The 20,202-nt window shown below is 50.4% G+C and carries 22 protein-coding genes and 1 tRNA gene; 16 read left to right on the top strand and 7 right to left on the bottom strand.

Annotated features, from left to right (window positions below; genetic code table 11):
- Window positions 1-8: 8 nt before the first annotated feature.
- From IIA05_00115 to IIA05_00080, 8 genes are all read left to right on the top strand, one after another.
- Window positions 9-347: a (2Fe-2S) ferredoxin domain-containing protein gene (locus IIA05_00115; GenBank protein MCH9025505.1), complete on the top strand. Its 339-nt coding sequence runs from the start codon at window positions 9-11 to the stop codon at window positions 345-347.
- Window positions 348-478: 131 nt separating this feature from the next.
- Window positions 479-907, top strand: coding sequence for a 50S ribosomal protein L13 (gene rplM / locus IIA05_00110; protein MCH9025504.1), 429 nt, complete (start codon window positions 479-481; stop codon window positions 905-907).
- Window positions 908-935: 28 nt separating this feature from the next.
- Window positions 936-1,325 carry a 30S ribosomal protein S9 gene (gene rpsI / locus IIA05_00105; GenBank protein MCH9025503.1) on the top strand — a complete coding sequence of 130 codons (390 nt, stop codon included), beginning with the start codon at window positions 936-938 and terminating at the stop codon, window positions 1,323-1,325.
- A gap of 30 nt (window positions 1,326-1,355) precedes the next feature.
- Window positions 1,356-1,429 (top strand) — tRNA-Gln (locus IIA05_00100).
- A gap of 115 nt (window positions 1,430-1,544) precedes the next feature.
- Window positions 1,545-2,588, top strand: a complete 1,044-nt coding sequence (locus IIA05_00095; protein ID MCH9025502.1) for a tyrosine-type recombinase/integrase — start codon at window positions 1,545-1,547, stop codon at window positions 2,586-2,588.
- On the top strand, window positions 2,581-3,219 hold the full coding sequence (locus IIA05_00090) for a hypothetical protein (protein ID MCH9025501.1): 639 nt from the start codon (window positions 2,581-2,583) through the stop codon (window positions 3,217-3,219). The genes IIA05_00095 and IIA05_00090 overlap by 8 nt, the downstream gene beginning before the upstream one ends.
- A gap of 647 nt (window positions 3,220-3,866) precedes the next feature.
- Window positions 3,867-4,250, top strand: coding sequence for a helix-turn-helix domain-containing protein (locus IIA05_00085; GenBank protein ID MCH9025500.1), 384 nt, complete (start codon window positions 3,867-3,869; stop codon window positions 4,248-4,250).
- 197 nt (window positions 4,251-4,447) lie between these two features.
- Window positions 4,448-5,260: a hypothetical protein gene (locus IIA05_00080; GenBank protein MCH9025499.1), complete on the top strand. Its 813-nt coding sequence runs from the start codon at window positions 4,448-4,450 to the stop codon at window positions 5,258-5,260.
- 519 nt (window positions 5,261-5,779) lie between these two features.
- Here IIA05_00080 and IIA05_00075 read toward each other — a convergent pair.
- Both IIA05_00075 and IIA05_00070 read right to left on the bottom strand, forming a co-directional pair.
- Complete coding sequence (locus tag IIA05_00075) at window positions 5,780-6,025, bottom strand: hypothetical protein (protein MCH9025498.1); 246 nt, start codon at window positions 6,023-6,025, stop codon at window positions 5,780-5,782.
- A gap of 5 nt (window positions 6,026-6,030) precedes the next feature.
- Entirely contained in the window at window positions 6,031-6,315 is a 285-nt protein-coding gene (locus IIA05_00070) for a hypothetical protein (GenBank protein ID MCH9025497.1), read from the bottom strand.
- Between the two features lie 130 nt (window positions 6,316-6,445).
- Between IIA05_00070 and IIA05_00065 the strand changes: the two genes are divergently transcribed.
- Entirely contained in the window at window positions 6,446-6,703 is a 258-nt protein-coding gene (locus IIA05_00065; GenBank protein MCH9025496.1) for a hypothetical protein, read from the top strand.
- 195 nt (window positions 6,704-6,898) lie between these two features.
- Here the strand turns inward: IIA05_00065 and IIA05_00060 are convergent, their stop codons facing one another.
- Window positions 6,899-7,069 carry a hypothetical protein gene (locus IIA05_00060; GenBank protein ID MCH9025495.1) on the bottom strand — a complete coding sequence of 57 codons (171 nt, stop codon included), beginning with the start codon at window positions 7,067-7,069 and terminating at the stop codon, window positions 6,899-6,901.
- 118 nt (window positions 7,070-7,187) lie between these two features.
- A complete protein-coding gene (locus tag IIA05_00055; GenBank protein ID MCH9025494.1) occupies window positions 7,188-7,466 on the bottom strand; it encodes a hypothetical protein in 279 nt (92 codons plus the stop codon).
- A gap of 281 nt (window positions 7,467-7,747) precedes the next feature.
- Between IIA05_00055 and IIA05_00050 the strand changes: the two genes are divergently transcribed.
- The 3 genes from IIA05_00050 (at window position 7,748) to IIA05_00040 (ending at window position 9,329) form a co-directional block, all read left to right on the top strand.
- Window positions 7,748-8,101 (top strand): hypothetical protein, encoded by a 354-nt coding sequence (locus IIA05_00050; GenBank protein MCH9025493.1) that lies wholly within the window; start codon window positions 7,748-7,750, stop codon window positions 8,099-8,101.
- Complete coding sequence (locus IIA05_00045; protein MCH9025492.1) at window positions 8,091-8,915, top strand: hypothetical protein; 825 nt, start codon at window positions 8,091-8,093, stop codon at window positions 8,913-8,915. Before IIA05_00050 ends, IIA05_00045 begins: the two co-directional genes overlap by 11 nt.
- Before the next feature lie 84 nt (window positions 8,916-8,999).
- Window positions 9,000-9,329, top strand: coding sequence for a hypothetical protein (locus IIA05_00040; GenBank protein MCH9025491.1), 330 nt, complete (start codon window positions 9,000-9,002; stop codon window positions 9,327-9,329).
- A gap of 156 nt (window positions 9,330-9,485) precedes the next feature.
- On the opposite strand, the gene IIA05_00035 is transcribed toward IIA05_00040, so the two are convergent.
- The 3 genes from IIA05_00035 to IIA05_00025 all read right to left on the bottom strand — a co-directional run bounded on the left by IIA05_00035 (window position 9,486) and on the right by IIA05_00025 (window position 15,629).
- Window positions 9,486-11,195: a hypothetical protein gene (locus IIA05_00035; protein MCH9025490.1), complete on the bottom strand. Its 1,710-nt coding sequence runs from the start codon at window positions 11,193-11,195 to the stop codon at window positions 9,486-9,488.
- A 355-nt stretch (window positions 11,196-11,550) separates the two neighbouring features.
- Window positions 11,551-13,284, bottom strand: coding sequence for a zinc-ribbon domain-containing protein (locus IIA05_00030; protein ID MCH9025489.1), 1,734 nt, complete (start codon window positions 13,282-13,284; stop codon window positions 11,551-11,553).
- 176 nt (window positions 13,285-13,460) lie between these two features.
- Window positions 13,461-15,629, bottom strand: a complete 2,169-nt coding sequence (locus IIA05_00025) for a hypothetical protein (GenBank protein ID MCH9025488.1) — start codon at window positions 15,627-15,629, stop codon at window positions 13,461-13,463.
- 191 nt (window positions 15,630-15,820) lie between these two features.
- Between IIA05_00025 and IIA05_00020 the strand changes: the two genes are divergently transcribed.
- From IIA05_00020 to IIA05_00005, 4 genes are all read left to right on the top strand, one after another.
- Window positions 15,821-16,468, top strand: coding sequence for a tyrosine-type recombinase/integrase (locus IIA05_00020; protein ID MCH9025487.1), 648 nt, complete (start codon window positions 15,821-15,823; stop codon window positions 16,466-16,468).
- A gap of 347 nt (window positions 16,469-16,815) precedes the next feature.
- Entirely contained in the window at window positions 16,816-17,508 is a 693-nt protein-coding gene (locus tag IIA05_00015) for a hypothetical protein (GenBank protein ID MCH9025486.1), read from the top strand.
- A 377-nt stretch (window positions 17,509-17,885) separates the two neighbouring features.
- Window positions 17,886-19,049: an IS30 family transposase gene (locus IIA05_00010; protein MCH9025485.1), complete on the top strand. Its 1,164-nt coding sequence runs from the start codon at window positions 17,886-17,888 to the stop codon at window positions 19,047-19,049.
- Between the two features lie 319 nt (window positions 19,050-19,368).
- Window positions 19,369-19,995, top strand: a complete 627-nt coding sequence (locus IIA05_00005) for a DsbA family protein (GenBank protein MCH9025484.1) — start codon at window positions 19,369-19,371, stop codon at window positions 19,993-19,995.
- Window positions 19,996-20,202: the final 207 nt, after the last annotated feature.

The raw sequence follows: 20,202 nt of genomic DNA, 5'->3' as shown, positions 1-20,202 counted from the left end.
GCGAAAACATGAGTTACTACCAAAGACATGCATTTTTCTGCACCAACCTGCGCGCGGATGGAAGCGTCTGTTGCCGCCAGGCCGGGAGCCTGGAAATGCGTGAGTTTGCCAAGCAGCTGAGCAAGGAACTGGGGATTTCGGGGCCGGGCGGCGTGCGCGTCAATATCGCCGGATGCCTGGATCGCTGCGCGGAAGGGCCGATCGTCGTGGTCTATCCGGAGGGGGTCTGGTACAGCTATGTGGACGAGGAAGATGTGCGCGAAATTGTCGAAAGTCACCTTGGCCGCGGCGAGGTCGTCGAACGGCTGCTCCTGCCTCAGAAAAGTACTGAGAAAACAGATAGTTAGAAGCAGCTACGCGGGTTCGGGGGCGAACAGCCAAATCAGCCGCTGAAGATTGCAAATAATGCCCCCGTCCAGTAAAATTCCGCGCCTTTGCTTTGCGGCTTCCGCGAAAGCACAAACCGGTATTGAGATCGATGAAAACCTTTTCTGCAAAAAATGAAGAAGTGAGCCGCGACTGGTATGTCGTGGATGCCGATGGCAAGACCCTGGGCCGCCTCGCGAGCGAGCTCGCCCGGCGTTTGCGTGGCAAGCACAAACCTGAATATACACCGCACGTGGATACCGGCGACTACATGGTCGTGATCAATGCCGAAAAGATCCGGGTCACCGGCAACAAGATGAAGGACAAGATGTATTATCGATATACCGGCTATATCGGTAACCTGAAATCCACCAGCCTGGAAAAACTGCTGGCCCGCAAACCGGAACGCGTGATCGAACTGGCCGTAAAAGGCATGATGCCGCGTAACCCGCTGGGCCGCCGTATGCTGCGCAAGCTGCGGGTTTTTGCGGGCCCCGAGCACAGCCACGTTGCGCAGCAGCCAAAACCGCTGGAACTGTAAGCAGCGACGAGACAAGGACAAAAGAAGCATGAGCGAAGTTTATTACGCCACCGGCCGCCGCAAATCCTCGACCGCGAGGGTTTACATGCGCAAAGGGACTGGCAAGATCACGGTCAACAAGCGTCCGGTTGACGAGTTTTTTGGTCGCAAGACCTGCGGCATGATCGTGCGCCAGCCGCTGGACGTAACCAACCTGCATGATAATTTCGATATCAATGTGACCGTATCCGGTGGTGGTACGACCGGTCAGGCTGGCGCGATTCGCCACGGTCTGACCCGCGCGCTGATGGTCTATGATGAGGACCTGCGCCCGGTGCTTCGTAAAGCCGGGTTCGTGACCCGCGACGCACGCGAAGTCGAGCGCAAGAAAGTCGGGTTGCGCAAAGCACGCAAGGCGACACAGTACTCCAAGCGTTAACGACATCGGCCGCGTGCGGCCGATTTCAGTTGGGGGATCGTCTAGTGGTAGGACTGCGGACTCTGACTCCGCCAACCTAGGTTCGAATCCTAGTCCCCCAACCAATAAAATCAAAGACTTACAATCTTTCAGCCGCTTTTCAGAGCGGATTTCTTTGTTTTTGTCGCAAATTTGTCGCACACTGTAAACAAAATCACACTGAGCGATAGAAGGTGATCAATGGCGTACTTCCGAAAACGAAGTAGTAAGAATGGGGTCCGCTGGCAGGCTGTAATCCGAACGGGCGGTCGAAAGCCACAGGTTGCCACTTTCCGCACGAAAGGGGAGGCCGAGGACTGGGCACGCGAAATCGAAACAGCCATTTCAAAGGGTGGCTATTTGCCTTCTTATGAAGCCAAGCGACGAACCGTCAAGGATCTGCTTGAGCGATACAAAGAAACCGAAATTCCCAAGAAGAAGGATCAGAAAAACCCAAGTAGACAAGCAAACTTTTGGATAAAGCGGCTGGGGAACCTGAGGCTAATCGAGCTAACACGCTCAGCGGTTGTCGAGGTACGTGACGAGCTGGCCAAGAAGAGGGCGCCCGCAACAGTCAATCGGTATCTGGCACTTTTAAGTCACGCCTGCACGATGGCGGAACGTGAGTGGGAGTGGATGGACACAAATCCGCTTCGTAAGGTGAGCAGTTTGGAAGAGCCCAGGGGGCGGGTGCGTTTTCTTTCCAATGCAGAAAAAGACAGATTGTTAAACGCAGCCAGAAATAGCTCCCATCCCCATTTGTACGCAATTGTGCTGATTGCGCTTACTACCGGGGCGAGAAAGGGCGAAATCCTGGGATTACACTGGAAAGACGTTGATTTGGACTCCAATAGAGCCGTCCTACACCACACAAAGAACAACGAACGTCGCACACTTACCTTGGTAGGCCCAGTTGTCGATGAATTGAGGATGCTGCAGAAAATCCGTCGGATTGACGATGATTTGATCTTTACCAATTCGAGGGCTGGCACAGCAAATTCTTCTTATTTTGAAAAAGCATGGCAGAAGGCGAGAAGCCAGGCTCAACTCAAAGACTTCCGTTTCCATGATCTAAGGCATACTTGCGCATCAAATCTTGCAATGAACGGGGCAACCACAGCTGAGATTGCTGCTGTTCTCGGCCATAGAACGCTGGAAATGGTGAAACGTTATAGCCATTTGTCAGATGAGCATGTCAGGGGTGTTGTCGAACGAACTGCAGCAAAGGTGCTTGGCAGTGAGTGAAACTATCTACAAAATCGGTGAATTTCCCGGACATGAAGTTCTAGCGAGTATTCTCGATGACAACCTAATGCCGGAAAACCCGGGCAGAAAGTTGAAGGCTGCAGCGTTTGATTTGGACGTTCTGAACCGTTATCTCATGACGGTTCAAGGAATATTAGAGGAACTTGGCTATCCAAAAACGTCGATGGAACTCGATGCACTCGTCTTTGACATCGATAGCGGAGAAGTACCTGACGAATTGGCCATGACATTTACCTTACTTTTGAGACTAGTCCACCAAACTAGGTCAGCTTGGAAGGAAGGCGAGTTAAGCAAATTCGGGTTTTACATGGGCCAATTATGCAAGGTAACAGCAGAGGCAAAGTATTATGAAAGGTTGCCACACACGATAAGCGGCATGAAAAGTTACGCTGGTGCCCAAAAAAGTGTGGAACAAAGAGCCAAATATAGAAAAATTAAGCCTTCACATGAGAGGATCCTCCGCGAAGGGACAAACCTACTTTCTCTTGGCTCCGCTCGCCACGAGCTAGCATCACGCGTACATCGCAGGTTTTCGCATCGAGATGGTTTCCCGTCAAGTCTCAAACAATACAGAACGATCCTCAAACCTTTGATAAGCAAGAAAGACTAAAAGAAAAGCGGAAGCTCAGGGGTTCGGTTTCCCATTCTTCCTGTCCAATCTACTAGTGCGTGAAGTTGCGCACAGTTATTTTGATTGAATGGAGAATTACAAATGAATCCTATTCCATTATCCAAATGGGAATCCGTCGGAAACGTTTGGCCAACTAAGAATAGTTGGTACAACATGCTCAGGCCGGAAAATCTTCGCAGCGAACTGGTTGGCGCCGGTGTTTGTAACAAGGTCAATGGGCGCTGGGTCATATTTCCGGACAAATGGCAATTGTATTGCGCCGAAAACCATAGGCCGAACTAATGAGTGCTTCGAAAAGGAGCTCACTACGCGCCGCCATTAACAACAAATGCCGTTCATGTATTTTCGATGAGGAAAATGCTGGTAGTTGGCTTGTTCAAGTCACGCTCTGTAGTTGCAAAGACTGTCCATTGTATGAAGTGCGACCTGTTACGAAATCACCAATCTCGGAAGGGACACTGAAATCCTATGGTGTGGTAGGCGCTGAATTTGAGTTCTACCGGCAGTCAGACCCCCGAGAAGGCCACCTGACAGAAGAAACTCCTGTCGAAGAACCCGAGCAGAGTCTGGCCTAAATGGGTACGGGAAATGGCCTTTGTACGCCTGTTCCGTGGGACCACACGGGTATGGACTGGAGAAAGCTAATCGGCAGTCCCTATTGCAATCTTCCATCTGGACAAAAGCACATTCTGACGGTTATGGCGAGGTATGGGGATAAATGTGGTGACTCCATCTATCCGAGTCAGCGAGAAATCGCATTTCGGGCCGGTGTATCGCAAAGAACCGTAGCAAATGCCATGCAACGAGCGGAACACGAGGGTTGGATTATTCGGCATTCAGAATTTGGACACCAGGGCTACAAACGGCATTCGTACGAGTTAGCAGTCCCGGAGGGTGTGCTTAATGCAGTTGAATTGATGCTGAAAACAAGGTTCTGGGAACCACCGTACACACACAAGTTAGCCAGACAAAGTGCGCGAGTGTTTTTGGTTGAGCGGTCACAGACTTGAGTACATTTCTTCCATTACTTGAGTACTTTTCTTCCATTACTTGAGTAAAAAAGTTCCTCTTAACTAAGTTAATAACTAAGTTAATAACTAGGTTAATAGTCTACATGAAGAGTGTAAGGGAATTGTGAAATGAAAAAAGATGATGACGGAAAAAAGGCCGGGCAAGAAAAGCTATCTTTAGAGGGCGAGTTAAAAATATGAGCATGTTTCGCTCCCAGGCTGTGGCAGCACTCCGAAAGGTTGAAAATGACGAATCGTTCGATGAGTCTGATGTTGCAATCACCGTTATTGCTCTGAACCGGATAATTCGAGAGGGGCGCACCCCTTTCCAACGGCATAGGGATCATTACATCATCGGTACGGAGAGATTTCCGGTGTTGGACGGCCTTGACTACCTCAGAGTCATTTTGATGCACCAAAAAAACACCGTCCGGCACTCAGGCACAAATTTGGGCGAAATCAGTGCGGTGGAGGTCTATACGGCGCTGCAATCCGAGCCGCCGCAAGCTTACAACTCTGACCCGGAGGACGCTACCGCCGAAGAATACGCATCTGACCTATTGGGATTTGATCCAAACTCAGATATAGGCCCTAGTGGTGGCGGTTCATTGCAACGTGTTCTTGAGCCAGAAGCCATCGCATCGCTAAGGCAATATGCTAAGAAACTCAAAACCCATGATTCCATAGCAGCAGTTGAGAAGGCGCAGGAGTTAGAGCATTGGCTTCGCCAGCAGACGCCCGGTGCCGAAAAAGTTAAGCAAGGCAACCTCGAAGGCGTTGTAGAGGCGTATCACTGGAAGCAGTTCCATTATGGCAACCCCCGCGCATTCCGCAAGCCAAGCCAGAACATCGCAGACAATGTACGCAAGTCGGTTAAATATGCCCTGGATGCACTACGCAAAAATCCATTGACGGTAGATATCGCTGACCACCTAGAAAGATACTGCGATATCGGGCAGACATGTGAATACACGGGCGACTGGAAGTGGCTGTTTTTGGAAAAACCTTGAAAATAATTAGGGAATTCTCCGAAACCGGCATTTTTTCCCGCCCTTATATAAGGGAAAGGCAGCTCAGGCACATACATGGGGTTACTTATTTTGCACTGGTCAGATTGTTCAACAAATAACGGTCCTGCTTATGGGCCTGGACCTTGTGATTGCGGATGGGCTAAAGCTGACACTGTATGGTATCGAAGGCTGCATCAAGTCTTTTGTATCCGTCTCTCGGCCCTGCAAATGTCTCTTGAAGGATGGTTAATCCGGAGATTCGGTCAACGTGGAAAAATCGCCAAGCGGGCAATTGACCTAATTTGGTGTATCCCCGGACCTGGTAAGCACGCAAGGCCCGATGACCCTTTGTATCGACCCCGTAAGTATGTGGCTCAACCACGCGAGAATGCCCATCGTAGATAAAGCTGATGAGCTGTAAGTCACTAATTGCTTGGCAAATATCGTACATGGGTCAAGTCGGCAACATGATAAATGAGGTTACTTAAATCACACATATTGATTACTGCCTATATTCGCTCAGTCGGCTTGGTGGGCGGTCGGGATTTCGTTGAATCCGCCGCACTTGCCGCACTTGAAAACCACATTGGCAAATCGCTCTATTCTGGCCCCTTGGATCAGCGTCTTGCCACAAGTTCCGCATTGGTAACTCCTGGGGCCAGTTCCCATGAAGGTAGCGACGGGGGCGTCGCAGATAAAAATGCTTCTGGTCCCCGCTTCAGGCTCGTCAATTACCTTCAGGCGATATGTCGTTTCCTTGGTCATGGTTTCTAATGAAGGTTTTTAATATCTGGCGCAATTTCCTGAAACGTTGCAAGAACATGTCTGCGGCCCCACTCGCCCATAGAGTAGATGGCCCGCATCGTGGATACGGTATTCGCCGCCTTTCCGGTGAAGCGAAAGCAACAATCAGTGGAAATCGTATTGTCGTCGAGGCCGAAACTGTCAACCCCCGCATAGACAAAGGTGCATGACTGAAAAGTGCAGCCTTCGTAGTGGTGCCCGTCTAGCGGAACGTCTTGATTTGAAAAGGTTTTGCCTTTGATCTGTTCCATACGGTAACTCCGGGATATCTATAGTCTCATAGAGGCTATGGTTAGTCAGGCATTTTATCGTTCTGGAAAAAGGGAATCAAAGCAGGAGAGTTTATTTGCATGTTTAATGACATATCGAAAGGAGGCTTTCATGAAAACAGCACGAAGCCAGTTTATTAAATCTGTTGGTCAGGCGGTTGACATAGCCGCAGAGGAAGGAGTCGCACCAATAGAGATGATTTCTAGTCTCGGCTCCTATGTAGACATAGTGGTTCGCTGCACAGGTGGCGACAAATCGGAAACGTCTAAGATGCTTTCAGCATTGTCCGAAAAGTACAGTAGCGAGAACGCGATAGAGCAGCTAACTGGTGAGCCAATATATACATCATGTTTTGCGGCCAATGGGTAGGAGTCAACCGAAGTAAGAAGGACGAAAAGCGGTATGACGCGCTAATGTGTAGGTTAAGTACGCCACCAGATCCTCGCAAAGCCAAGGAAGGGTAAATCAGAACAAGAGAAACCCGCCAAATAGGCGGGTTTTTATTAGGAGTAAATAGAATGGGCTGGATAACGACCGTGGTTTTCACGGTGATTTTTCTTGTAATTATATCCAGCCGAAAAAGGCACTCACGCGCGCGACAACCAACCCGCCGGACACCGTGATAATAAGAATGCCCCACCAGGTGGCGTACCAGGGGTCTGGTTGTACTTCTTGAATCGTGTTGTCTACGTATTCTTCAAGTAGATGTCTAATTTCTGTTTCTATGCTCGCCATATCTCCTGAGATTTGGTTGTTTATGTTTACGTGGAGATTTTCCACATTAATCGTAATTGATCTTTGAGGCCTTTTCATAATGCTAAAGAAGGTGTCCAATAAAGGCATCAAAATTTGCTCAGTGTCTGAATTTCATATCTGGGGCAATGTCATTGAAAGTGTGAACAATAAGATCTTTACCGCCTCCACCCATCGAGTACAGTGCCTTCATAAAGGCAACCGTATCCGCAGCGGGGCCTTGGAAAGTCCATCTGCAATTTCTAAATTCATTATTAGTTAGCCCGACTGAACCCACGCCATTGAATATCAACTCACAATTATCGAATGTACAGTGGTCAAACTCGTTATTGTTCAGGTTGACCGACTCGTTTTGGAAAGTCTTTTTATTAAACTTCATGACTTGCCTCGCTTGTCTAAATAGTCATCATTACTGTGCCACTCGAAGTCTATCGCACGCAGAGCATTCATAGCTATTTCATAGGCAAATCGGGACTTTTCCCTAGTTGAATGTTCCTTTTATACACGCCATGCGTGGTTTATTGGCCAGCACACACACTGACTGACTGAGCAAAACAGGGTTTATGGAACACTACGCTTGCCAGAGTTCGCCATGAAAATAAAGGCCAGCGGGACCCAACGCTCAGCATACTTCGGCACCAAAAATGAGGAAAACACAGAATGAGTAACGTAATTCCACTGTTTCCTGCTGCAACCGACGAGCATTACGAAGACCTGATTATGCCAGCTTTAATTGAGGCAATGCAGATGCTGTGGGCTGCAGCGGATGCAGGGCAATATGAAGATATTTGCAAAATATCTAAGTCATTGTTGCTGTACGTATACAGTTCCATGGAAACGCTAGACGCCCATCGCCGTGGTGGTACATTTGACGACAACAAACTGCCGCTAAATGTTGCTCACGCTATCGATAACCTAGCTGCTGACTACGTAGAAGCTATGGCCGGGGGAGATTTTAGGGAATTTGCCGACAAACTCAGAAAGAGGCGGCCAACTAAGAAACATGGAAATTAACGTGGTTAAGAGAGCAGTAATACCTAAGCAACCAGGCAGCCAATACACTGACCAGCAAAGACGAGCAGTGATAGCTGACTATGCTGCAACAGGGAATATCAGCAAAACAGCAAAGACAAATAACCTACCAAGAACCACTGTAACTGGGTGGGTTAGGTCTGATTGGGGCAAAGAGATGGCCGTCGAGATTCGCCATAGTGACGAGCAAGCATCAGACACGAATCTGACAAAACTCAATGGCAATACGATGGGGACAGATATATCAGTAGACAAGGGAAGTAAGTATACAAACCAGCAAAGACGGGAAGCAGTAATCGAATACGGTATTCATGGCAACATGACCAAGGTAGCGGAAGTAACGGGTATACCTGATGCGACTTTATCTAATTGGAAACGTCACACTGATTGGTGGGACACGATGCTTGGAGAGGTCCGGAACGAAATAAACGACCGAATTCTCCCGCAGAACCTAAAGATAGCCGAGAAAGCAAACGAAAGGATACTGGACAGCCTTAGAAATGGCGATGAAAAGCTAGTTTGGGATAAGGCCAAGAATGACTATGTTATCAAGCGCGTAAAACCAACAGGCAAAGACGCTTCTGTGATGGGTGGGATCGCCCAGGACAAGGCTAGGGTACAGATGAACCTACCTACCTCCATAACAGACAACAGAAGCACAGAAGAGGCTATCAAGGCCCTGGCTAAGGTATTCACTGACCTATCGGACAAGCACAAGGCAGAACAGCTTAATGAGAAGCAAGCCAGTGCTATTCCAGGCGAGTACAAGAAAATAGAGGAAGATCAGGAGAAATAGGCTACCTGTGATGGTCGGAACTTGATCAGGCAGGTACTGTCAGACAAGATCGAGCCTGTTGGACATCAAGCCAGAGACCAAAACATGACTGTAAAAAGACAACTAGCAGAATCCTTCAATATTCCATCAGCGGATATATCAGAATCAATTCTCAATATTTTAAAAGGCAAGCAGCCCTCTTATAAATATGTAAATACTTCTGAGGTCAAGGAAAATTATTTCAAAACAACTATAGAGCCAAATATTTGGCCATTGCTTCTTTCAACGAAGTTTGAAGTTCAAATAATTCCTGATGGCTCCCAAAGTAAGGTTGTCGCTAAGACAATTTCCCAACCATATCTCTTTGGTGGCGATATCTTTGATTTTTATAATGGCTACATTCGGGATTTCTTCTCTACTTTACGCAACAAATAGCTAAGAATTCGCTGTCGGTCGAACTCGATCTAATCGGACAGTGTTTGTACGGTCGGGTTTGAGTTATTACAACTAGCCGATAACGTCCGCTTCCGGCCAGAAGCGGACATTAGGGCCGTTCAATCATAAAAGAATTGTGCGTCAGAAATCACTTCGCTATTCCAGCCCATGCTTCTCAAGTAACGCGTCAAACTCCGGCAATTTACGTAAGGGTTCGAATTCCTCGCTTCCCTTCAGCCAGGCAAGGTCCTTGAATCCCATTGCCATCGCTTGGTCCAAAAGTCTCAGCGCCTCTGCAGTATTATTCATCCCGCTATGGGCGGATGCTCTGGCCGCTAATGTTAGAGACGTAGGGGGCCTTCCACTTTGTGATGTTTCCATATATTCGAGCGCTCTACTGTAGTTGCCTTGCGCAAGTTCAATCCAGAATCGGCCCAAATAGGTCAGACTGCTGCTTGGCCAAATATCTTCTAGCTGCGTGATCGCTTCGTTTGCTTCGCCGTATCGTGCCTGGGCACTCAAAGCACGCGCGAGGTGGTAATAGATTTCACCGTAACTTGGCGCAATTCGCAGAGCTTCCCGACAGACCCCTTCAGCTTCCTCGGCCCGTGCTGGCGTTTCATAGCCGAGGGACCAACAGAGAAGATCCCGAACAAAGTAGTTATCAGGTTCCAGCTCCAGCGCCTTGCGAAACTGGCCAGAGGCACCCGAGTAGTCATACCGCATGCCCATTACTTCACCACGGCCAACGATTGCACGAACGAGGTATGGATCCAACGCTTCGGCAGCATCCAAAAGCTGATCCGCGCGCTCAAGACGCAAGGGGTCAGAATCATGGTTCCGATAGGTCTGGGCCTCGACGCTTGCCAAGCCCGCCATCGCTTTTGCGTAGCCCGGGTCGAGGTCCAACGCGGTCTGGAAAAACTCGCGAGAGGCACTGAGCATTGCCCGGTTGTCCCAGTGTTCAACCAAGGCCTGTCCACGCAGGTAGGCCTCATACGCCGGGACGATTTTGGTAGGCGAGCTGGTTATCGCGTTGCGATTGAGATCTGTGAGGTGGATCCCTAGCGCGCCTACGATGGCTTGCGCAATGTTCTCCTGGACTTCGAATACGTCGTCCGATCTTGCGTCAAAGCTGTCTGACCACAAGGTACTGTCATCGTCCGTATCGATGAGTTGCGCAGTGACGCGTATCCTGTCGCTATCCTTCCTCACGCTGCCTTCCAACACGTAGTTAACCCTCAGTTTGCGGCCAATGCTGGGCACGTCTAGCGGTGAATCCTTGAACTGGCCAACCGTGGTTCTTGAGATCACACGCAGTTCGCTGATATGAGACAATTTAGCGATGATCTCCTCAGTCATGCCGTCTGAAAAGTATTCCTGATCACCCGTCGACGACAGATCATCAAAGGGCAAGACGGCAATAGAAATGTCAGGAATCTCTGATTTTACAGACTCGGTGACCTTCTCGGTTACGACTTCGGTGGTCGCCTGCACCAGTTCAGCGTCCCGCGACGGATCGAGCACGAACTTGTCGAAAGCGAAGAAACCCAGCGCCAACACCAGTGCCGCGATTATGAAGAAGTCGAATTTGCGCCCGGATATGTGAGTGATGGACTGGTTGCGATCAACATCCTTTTCAAGTTTGATGCCTTCCGGGGTGAGTTCGAAGGCCCAGGCAAAGATCAGTGCAATCGGGAAGCCCACGATTACCAAGAAGATGAACACCTGCATGATCCATTCTGGAGCCTTGAATGTGGGAAGGACGACGGAGGCCATTTCCACCAGCAGCCAGCCCACGATGGTATAGGCCACCGCGACCTTAACGACGTTGCGTCGTCTTAACTCCGCCCAGACTGAGGCCATGCCTCCCCCCGCATACGAGAGTCAGAGATAATCCTGATTCTACCTAGATTGTGGCCCTCGAAGGCCCAAAATTGGATGAAATCTCACCAAATTGTGGTCGAAGTCGGTCCACTAGAGGAAAATTTCTAATGTCCGCTTCGGGTCGTTAGCGGCCCCTCACGACTCTACCATCCCAACGGCCGCTTTGGGGTGTAAAGCGACCTTTCACCAGGATCAGCAGTTTTCAGGCTTTAAGTTCCGCTTTCGGCCAGGAGCGGACATTGAGCAGAATCAAAAATGAGGGGCGGAGGGACTAAGTTTTGACCAAATCTAATCCTCTCAACATACAGTGCATCGGAAACCTTCAATTCCCTTACTAAAAGAGGTCGTATTGATTTTGGCTCTTTTCTTTTCGAGCCTTTTCCACCCGAGTTCTAGACAAAATATCAGCCTTCCACTCTCGACCCTTGTGATCTTTCCACCAAACCTTTTTCCTTGAACTTGGTGCGAATTGAGCAGGAACCAATGGTTGATTCTTTTCATAATGCCACTGACTAGCGATCTCAGGGAATAAGAAACTGATAGATCTCTCGTAAACCAAGCCATTTCTTTCAAATTGAATTTTATCAAATTCGTCAGCGGCTACCCAAGCATCACTTTCTAAATAGACTCCAATTTCGCTTTCATACTTTGCAGTTTTTAGAAGTGGACTATCCAAAATGAACCGAAATATTTCTTTCATAGTTTCTAGAGACATTTCTTCCCTGCTTGCCAAAATATCGCTTTCTGACAATTTCTCTAAGCCAGCTTCACGCACTCTCAAGAGAACTATTTCGTCCTCTAACGCCCTATTTTTTTCTCTATCCAATTTCGCTTTGTCTTTATGCCAATACCAACCATCGTATTCGACACCTAAATTTAGCTCAGGAACATAGACATCAACTTCACGTCCCAATATTTTTGTGCGATTTACGGTGGCAGGAAAAATCTCCTTTAGCTCACAATAAACTCGAAGCTCTGGAGCAGATTTTGCCGATTTACACTTGGGACAGCCTGTTCCCTGAACCCGCATGTTGAAAGACGTTTTCCATTCATGGTCATCACCTCTTGGGCATTTCCACCAAACGGTTTTATTTGAGTAGGGCCTGTACCTATTAGGGTCCAAGTTGCCATTCTTTGTTGGATGTAGTTGTCTTGCTAATTCGGGGTGTAATGTTTGAAAGCTATTTGAATCAACAACCTTACGCCCTATACATATAGGACAACCTCTACCATCACTTCGCCTTTTTACATCAGCTCGCCAAACATGATCGTCGCCTTCGGGGCACTTCCACCAAATAAGCCTTCCAGATCCGGACCCTATGTTGTAAGGCGTTAGTTTGCCGTTTTTACTTGGATGCCATTGTTCTGCCAAGTCTGGGTGTAAAGTCGCTAAACAATTAGATAGAACGACCTTTTGATTTGAGCATATAGGACAACCCAAGCCCCGATTCCTATTGTTAACAATTGCTCTCCATTCATGATCATCCCCATTGGGGCATTTCCACCAAACACGCTTTTTTGAATTTGGCCCAAGTTTATACGGTGTTGATTTACCATTTCTTGTAGGGTGCCATTGCTTGGCCAATTCAGGGTTAACTGTTGCTAGGCAGGTCGAAATGACAACTTTCTTCCCATCACATATTGGGCAGCCTTTCCCGCCAGATCGGCTGTAAACAACCGTCTGCCATTCATGATCATCGCCCTTTGCGCACTTCCACCAGACCTTCTTTGCTGAACCTGGATGGACATCATCAGGCGTAAGGTCTTCATTCTTGGTTGGGTGCCACTCACTGGCCAACTCAGGATTTTGTGTTGCAAGGCTATTTGATTTGACCACTTTATAGTTGGAACAAATCGCGCAACCAATGCCTCTATGCCTATCCGCAATCACAGCATCCCACTCGTGGTCATCACCTTCTGGGCATTTCCACCAAGCTTTGATTGTGGACCCTGCTCTGACGTCATAGGGCGTGACATCTACATTTCTTGTGGGATGCCATTGCTTTGCCAAGTCAGGATTTACGTCCGCCAAACTCTGCCCAACTTCGGGTTTAAGAGGCTTTTTCATAACCTTTTCTTTTTGTCGAGCAATGTCCCCTTTGGGTCATAAACAGACATTACTCAAGAACCAGCAGTTTTCAACCTCTTAATGTCCGCTTTGGGTCGTAAGCGGACATACCACTAAGATCAGCAGTTTTCAGGCTTTAATGTCCGCTTTCGGCCATAAGCGGACATCGCGAAGAGTCAGTTTCCAGCGGTCGCCGCAAACCGTTCGCAGGTCCCCTCTTCGGGTTGCCAGACGGCCGCGTAGGGATTGTCATTACAGACGATGTTAAGGAACCTGTCTCGTTCGCGTTTTTGGCGAGCCTCCTGTCCTGCGCGGATGGGGGCAAATCCCGGATCGTCATAAAGCGCTTGCAGATAAGCTAGTCTGGGCATGATGAAATACCCGTCTTCGGCCCCCTTAGCAATCAGCGCGAGGCCTTTTTCGCGCTCGCCGACCAGAAAGTCTGCAAGGCCTTCTTCATAATTAGCGTCCGAGAGTAGCCCAGTCCTGATGATCCCGGCCTCGTGGAGGCGGCGCACATTGTCCTTTATCGCTGCCACGAGTTCGTCGATCCCACCCTCTTCACCGGCGTCGCGGCGGATGGCAATCAATGCTGCCGCGTCATGGGTCCGAAACAACGCGAGCGTGACCCGCTCGCCGCTTCGTTGCCACATTTCCTCCAAAATGGGCCGGGCGCGGGCGTAATCACCGGCACCAGCCAATGCAATCCCGAGCGCGCTTGCTGTGCGAGAAAGCGGGTCATCGACAAGACGCGCCTCCACAATGGTAACCGCGTCTTCGGGTTTTCCCAGAAACCACAGTGTGGTGAGCAGTGGAGTATCCCTAATGGCAAGCGCTTCTTTCTCAAGGCCGATGGCAGCAAAATAATAGTGCATTACAAGCCGCGATCCTGCAATTTCCGGATCGATTCGCAATCCATCCAAGTAGCCCAGGATTACGTTGGCCCATTTTCCGCCGAGGGATGTTAGAACGCCACGTACCTGTGCGTACTTAACCGGGGCGATGGAAGCAAGCTTTTCCATTGCCAGGGCGGCCTCGTCCAGCCGGTTCCTGTCGATCAGTGCAAATACGTAGTCAACTCTACCCGGGATCGAAAGCGGATCAAGACGCAGCGCGGTCTCGGTCGCGGCAAAGGATTCGGCATAGCGTCCGAGTTGGCCACCGAGGACGATTGCTATCCAATTATGAACGATCGCATAGTTGGGGTTGATCCGGATGGCATGTCTGAAGTGTGTCAGGGCCTTTCCCGGATTTCTCTGTTCCCAAAAGACAAAACCTGTTGCAGCGTGGGCTTCGGCGAGGGTCGGATCAAGGGCCATCGCCCGCTCGACATGGGGTGTTGCCTTTGTAATGGCTTCGGTCAAATTCATGTCACCATACCTTCTTAGTAAGAGGATGGCCATGGCCAACTCCGCGTGGGCAAGCGCATAGTCGGGGTCGAGCGCTATCGCCTTTTCAAACTCGCGAACCGCACCCTCAAGTGTGACCGTCGTGCGCTGAACCACCAGGTACCGACCTCTCAGGTATGTTTCGTGGGCCTCGGTATTTGCTGCTGCAATCACTCGAGGCACCGCCGCAACCTGAAGCCCTAGATGTTCCTTAAGCGCCCCAACAATGGCCGCCGCAATCTCGTCCTGCACCGCGAAGATATTTACAAGTTCCCGGTCATAGGTCTCCGACCAAAGATGGAAGCCGTTGCTGGCATCGACAAGCTGGGCGGTGATGCGTATTTGAAGGCCCGCCTTGCGGACGCTGCCTTCCAGAACTAAGGCCACATTCAATTGCTGGCCGATGTCAATGACGTCCCGGTTCTGGCCCTTGAACTGAAACGATGAGGTCCGCGCCGCCACCCGGAGACCGGGTATCTTGGCCAGCACGTTTAACAGCTCTTCGGAGATACCGTCGGAGAAATACTCTTGGTCCCCCTCAGGGCTTAAATCGGTGAAGGCGAGGACGGCGATGGATTTATCAGCAGTACTATCAGCATCCTGACCTTCCTCGCCTCGCCAATCATGAGTAAAGGCAAAAAATACGAGTGCAATAGACAGTGCCGCGATAATGAGGTAATCGATCTTTCGCCCGGTTATGTGAGTGATGGACTGGCTGCGATCGACATCCTTTTCAAGTTTGATGCCTTCCGGGGTGATTTCAAACGCCCAGGCAAAGATCAATGCCACGGGAAATCCAATCATCAGCAGCACGGTAACAAAGGTGGCGGTCCAATCGGGTAGCCTTAGCATTGGAAAGGTCGTGGCTGTGACCTCGATCAACAGCCAAGCCACAATCGCATAGGCAATCGCCACCTTGATGACGTTGCGGCGCTTGAGTTCCTGGACAATGGGCATCAGTGGATTCCCCTGTCCTTAGCTTAGTACAACCCTACGCCCTTGGGCAGATTGAGACCAGTCAGGGCGGGTAGTCAAAACGTGTGCTGAATGTCTGCTTTGGGTCGTAAGCGGACATTCACAGCCCACTGGAAATTGCCACAGAGTCGATATATACTTTCCCATAAATAACCCTTAATGGGAGAGTTAGTATGCAACCGACTAGCAAAGTTGTGCCTTTGCGGAGCAACACACAACCCAGACTAACCATCGAAAATGGGAAAGTTAATCCGCCACCGCGGAAAACCAATCAGGAAGTCAGATCCAGGGAGTATTTGACAGCCAATGAAGTAGACCGTCTGATGATGGCTGCTAAATCGCTCGGTAGACACGCCCACAGGGACGCCACATTGATTCTGATAGCTTACCGACATGGACTTAGGGTGTCGGAGCTAGTGGCGCTTAGATGGGACATGGTGGACCTAAAGCAGGGACTACTGCATGTCAGCAGGCTAAAGAATGGCGTTGAGTCCACCCATCCAATACGAGGCCCTGAACTAAGAGCATTGCGGAAGCTACTGCGAGATTATCCCGACACTCCGTATCTATTCGTGACGGAAAGGAAAGGACCGCTAACAACGTCAACAGTCAGGAAGATCATAGCCAGGGCTGGCGAGAAGGCAAAGATCGGGCTGCCAGTACACCCACACATGCTCAGGCACAGCACCGGGTACAAGCTGGCCAATGGCGGACACGATACCAGGGCGATTCAGCACTACCTGGGCCACAAGAACATTCAACACACTGTTAGATACACCGAACTAGCAGCCAACAGATTCAAAGACTTTTGGAAGGACTAATTCCCAAGTGGGTGCCCGGGCAAAAAAGCTTTTTTCATATATGGATATGACCCATTTTCAAACACATGAGCAAAAACAAAGGGACTCTTCCCAAAATTTTTTTGCAAAAATAAAAGGGACCATTTATGACCCTGCTCGGAAATAGCGCCTGCGCTTCTGAACCACCAGTTAACGGTGTTATATTGCTCCATCCATATAATTACCTGTTAGACGGCACGGTCAAACTTGTTCCAATTCAGTGTCAGCTTCCGACCCAAAGGAGACTTCCTGAGATAGCATGACTATTATGATTGCTTATCCTGAGGTTCCCCAGTTGGGCGAGTGCAATCAATGCAAAAGAGGGTTCGATGACGACTCATCAGACACTGGACGGACTGATTCATCAACGCTTGATCAAAGAAATGATCGACGCGCACTGTTGCCCGTCCGCCGCCGAACTAGCTAAAAGACTTGAGATTCCACCATCAGAGATCAAATCATCTCTGCAACGATTGGAAAGCAATCATGGTCTTGTTCTGCATCCGCATCAGTGCTCTGTTTGGATGATCCATCCGTTCGCCACCTCGCCAAGCAATACCTGGATTCACAAGGAACATGGCGGATGGTGGGCGCCGTGTATGTGGTGCGCGTTAGGCGTCGCAGTATTGGTTGGCGGAAAAGTGACTATTCACGCGCGCATCGGTGGGGAAGCCGAGGCGGTACAAATTCCCGTTGACGACGGTTATCTGGACGATACCGAGATTTACGCGCACTTTGCTTTACCCCCAAAACATGTCTGGGACAATGTGCATCACTACTGCGCGATGTTGCTTCCTTTTCGAGGCGAGCAACAGATCGATGACTGGTCGGCCCGTCACGGATTACCACGGGGAGAAGCGGTGCCCATCGAGCAGGTTGCTGCATTGGCACGTGCATGGTACGGAAAGCATGCTGAGCCAGATTATCGGAAATGGACACCCGAAGAGGCTCAGAAGATATTTTCAGACGTTGGACTAAAGGGCGCGTTTTGGGAGCTGGATAGCGACTCGGATCGATTCTAACGAATGGCCTGACTGGGAACGCTGGGTATCTACGTCTAAAATGGCCGCTAGTGGCCGAAAACAGACGGACTGGCAAGCGGACACAAATGCCTTCTAACCAGTCGCTGCACTTGAGGCCTGTTCGAATAGCTTTCTAAGGTCCGCTGTTGGCCGAAAGCAGACATTTAAAGCTTCGTTCCTGTGGTCATCTGAATGACCGCTATTGATGAAAGCGGACGTTCAGTACTTGCCTTGATTTCAGACTCATTCCAATCGTCCGCTATACGCCCGAAAGCGGCCGTTCGACTGATATGATGACAAAGGGCCGCTAATGACGGTGACCTCAACTGATCGACGCAACACTATCATCTTAACCGGAATAGATGGAGTGATTGCAGATGAGAAGAAAATACCATCGGGTTGGTTTCACGACCGCACAGAAGACGGAGCTGTGGGACCGCTGGCAAAAGGGTGAAGGGCTTAAGTCGATTGGCAGAGCGTTCGGCAAGGGCTCGTCGTCTATTTACAGTCATTTATCACCTTATGGCGGTATTCGACCGCGGCCGCGACGACGTTCTCGGTTGTCACTGACACTGTCCGAGCGTGAAGAGATCTCCAGGGGGATTGTTGCGGCGCGCTCGATACGGTCGATTGCAAGCTCACTGCGCCGAGCACCATCGACAGTGAGTCGTGAGATTAACCGCAATGGTGGTTATAGGCAGTATCGTGCGGCGGTAGCGGATAAGCGCGCCTGGAGCGAGGCGTTACGACCCAAGCGGTGTAAGCTGGCGCGACACCCATGCTTGAGGCTCGCTGTTGAGAGAAAACTCAGACACAACTGGGCGCCGGAGCAGATCGCAGGCTGGCTGAAGCGCCGTTACCCAGACAATGAGGCGTACCACGTGTCTCACGAGACCATTTATCGCAGTTTATTTGTTCAAGCCCGCGGTGTGCTTAAGAAAGAGCTGATGAAGCATCTACGCACGGGACGACCGATTCGTCGCTCCCGGCACGCCACAGCGAAGGCCGACCGTCGCGGGCAAATCCCCGACATGGTCTCGATCCGTGAGCGTCCAGCCTCGGTGGAGGATCGGGCGGTGCCGGGGCACTGGGAAGGGGATCTCGTCGCAGGTTCCAATAACAGTTATATGGCGACCTTAGTGGAGCGGCACACACGTTACGTGATGTTGGCGAAGATACCGAGTCGCGACACCGAGACCGTTATCAATGCGCTCATCAAGCAGGCGAATAAACTACCGAGAGAACTCTATCGATCATTGACCTGGGATCGAGGCAAAGAGCTCACCGATCACAAACGCTTCACCCTGGCTACGGACATCAAGGTTTACTTCTGCGATCCACAAAGTCCCTGGCAACGCGGCTCAAACGAAAACACCAATCGACTATTGAGACAATACTTTCCGAAGCGTACGGACCTGTCAGTTCACTCGCAGGCGCACCTGAATTGGGTCGCCAGAGAACTTAACGAACGACCGAGAAAAACGTTAGACTTTGAAACACCGGCAGAACGATTTGCCGCATGTGTTGCATCGACCGGTTGAAATGGCAGCCGAAAGCGGCCCCTCAAAACAGTGGATTTCGGGCATTCTGAACGACCGCTATTGGGAAAAGCGGCCGTTCAGCCAGGGACTTCTGAAAAATTGTTTCCGAGTGGCTGCTTTCCCCCCGGAAGCAGACATTAAGCTAGTATTGGTCCGAAGGGCCGCTACCGACCCAAAGCGGGCATGCCACTTGTAAGGCGTTATCCTGTCCAAAGCCTATTAGGTAAGGAGGCGGCAACACCCTTTATTGCTGCAGAGTATGCTGACCGCTATGGAAGTTCGCGCATCCGAGCCTCTTGATCGAGTGAACGCCAGGGAGATGCCCAACCTCTATTATATTCACGACCCGATGTGCAGCTGGTGCTACGCGTTCGCACCAGTGTGGAAGCACGTGCGTGAGGCGGTGGCCGAAAGGGTCACCGTGAAGACGGTACTTGGCGGCCTCGCACCAGACAGCAACGAGCCCATGCCGGAAAAAACGCAGCGTTACGTCAGGCGGGTGTGGCGACGCATCGAGAGCGTCGTACCCGGCACTGTGTTCAATTACGAATTCTGGGAGCGTTGTGAGCCGCGGCGCTCGACCTATCCTGCGTGTCGAGCAGTCATCGCCGCGCGGGATCAGGGACTGGAACACGAGAAGGCGATGATCGCCGCGATCCAGCACGCCTATTACCGCGAGGCCAGAAACCCTTCCCTCCCAGATACCCTGACGGAGATCGCCGGCGAGATCGGTCTTGATGCTCCGAGATTCGCGAACTACCTCGCAAGCGACGTCTGCGAGCAAACGCTGCAGAAAGAGATCGGACTTGCGCGCTCACTGGATGGTCGCGGGTTCCCGAGCTTGGTCCTCGTAAGCGGGCAAGCCGGGAAGCAGTTGCACCACGACTATAACAATGCCGACCTTACCGCCCAGCGCATCGACGAAGGCATCGCGGCACTAACTTGACAGTTACGACGGTGATGTCGGGAAGTCGGCGTCACCCTGTTTGACGCGGCCCGCGTTACTGATCACTAATGGATTGGCGGAGTTTCTTTTTGCGTTCTCGGTTGTGACGAACGTCCGCTTATGGTCGAAAGCAGCCGTTGAGAAACTCCATATTTCAACGTTTTGAACGACCGCTATCGGAAAAAGCGGACGTTTGTGGGTTCATGT

This window comes from Pseudomonadota bacterium (assembly GCA_022572885.1).
Lineage (GTDB): Bacteria > Pseudomonadota > Gammaproteobacteria > Steroidobacterales > MnTg04 > MnTg04.
Note: the sequence above shows the minus strand (reverse complement) of the source record. Positions and strands in the feature narration are given on the sequence as shown.

Excerpts from the sequence above, each read along its gene's own strand:
- IIA05_00025 (MCH9025488.1), bottom strand. The coding sequence starts at position 15,629 with ATGCCCATTGTCCAGGAACTCAAGCGCCGCAACGTCATCAAGGTGGCG.
- IIA05_00055 (MCH9025494.1), bottom strand. The coding sequence starts at position 7,466 with ATGAAGTTTAATAAAAAGACTTTCCAAAACGAGTCGGTCAACCTGAAC.
- IIA05_00030 (MCH9025489.1), bottom strand. The coding sequence starts at position 13,284 with ATGAAAAAGCCTCTTAAACCCGAAGTTGGGCAGAGTTTGGCGGACGTA.
- IIA05_00005 (MCH9025484.1), top strand. The coding sequence starts at position 19,369 with ATGCCCAACCTCTATTATATTCACGACCCGATGTGCAGCTGGTGCTAC.
- IIA05_00015 (MCH9025486.1), top strand. The coding sequence starts at position 16,816 with ATGACGACTCATCAGACACTGGACGGACTGATTCATCAACGCTTGATC.
- IIA05_00095 (MCH9025502.1), top strand. The coding sequence starts at position 1,545 with ATGGCGTACTTCCGAAAACGAAGTAGTAAGAATGGGGTCCGCTGGCAG.
- rplM (MCH9025504.1), top strand. The coding sequence starts at position 479 with ATGAAAACCTTTTCTGCAAAAAATGAAGAAGTGAGCCGCGACTGGTAT.
- IIA05_00045 (MCH9025492.1), top strand. The coding sequence starts at position 8,091 with ATGGAAATTAACGTGGTTAAGAGAGCAGTAATACCTAAGCAACCAGGC.
- IIA05_00075 (MCH9025498.1), bottom strand. The coding sequence starts at position 6,025 with ATGACCAAGGAAACGACATATCGCCTGAAGGTAATTGACGAGCCTGAA.
- IIA05_00115 (MCH9025505.1), top strand. The coding sequence starts at position 9 with ATGAGTTACTACCAAAGACATGCATTTTTCTGCACCAACCTGCGCGCG.
- IIA05_00065 (MCH9025496.1), top strand. The coding sequence starts at position 6,446 with ATGAAAACAGCACGAAGCCAGTTTATTAAATCTGTTGGTCAGGCGGTT.
- IIA05_00035 (MCH9025490.1), bottom strand. The coding sequence starts at position 11,195 with ATGGCCTCAGTCTGGGCGGAGTTAAGACGACGCAACGTCGTTAAGGTC.
- IIA05_00085 (MCH9025500.1), top strand. The coding sequence starts at position 3,867 with ATGGACTGGAGAAAGCTAATCGGCAGTCCCTATTGCAATCTTCCATCT.
- IIA05_00060 (MCH9025495.1), bottom strand. The coding sequence starts at position 7,069 with ATGGCGAGCATAGAAACAGAAATTAGACATCTACTTGAAGAATACGTA.
- IIA05_00080 (MCH9025499.1), top strand. The coding sequence starts at position 4,448 with ATGAGCATGTTTCGCTCCCAGGCTGTGGCAGCACTCCGAAAGGTTGAA.
- IIA05_00040 (MCH9025491.1), top strand. The coding sequence starts at position 9,000 with ATGACTGTAAAAAGACAACTAGCAGAATCCTTCAATATTCCATCAGCG.
- IIA05_00050 (MCH9025493.1), top strand. The coding sequence starts at position 7,748 with ATGAGTAACGTAATTCCACTGTTTCCTGCTGCAACCGACGAGCATTAC.
- IIA05_00020 (MCH9025487.1), top strand. The coding sequence starts at position 15,821 with ATGCAACCGACTAGCAAAGTTGTGCCTTTGCGGAGCAACACACAACCC.
- rpsI (MCH9025503.1), top strand. The coding sequence starts at position 936 with ATGAGCGAAGTTTATTACGCCACCGGCCGCCGCAAATCCTCGACCGCG.
- IIA05_00070 (MCH9025497.1), bottom strand. The coding sequence starts at position 6,315 with ATGGAACAGATCAAAGGCAAAACCTTTTCAAATCAAGACGTTCCGCTA.
- IIA05_00010 (MCH9025485.1), top strand. The coding sequence starts at position 17,886 with ATGAGAAGAAAATACCATCGGGTTGGTTTCACGACCGCACAGAAGACG.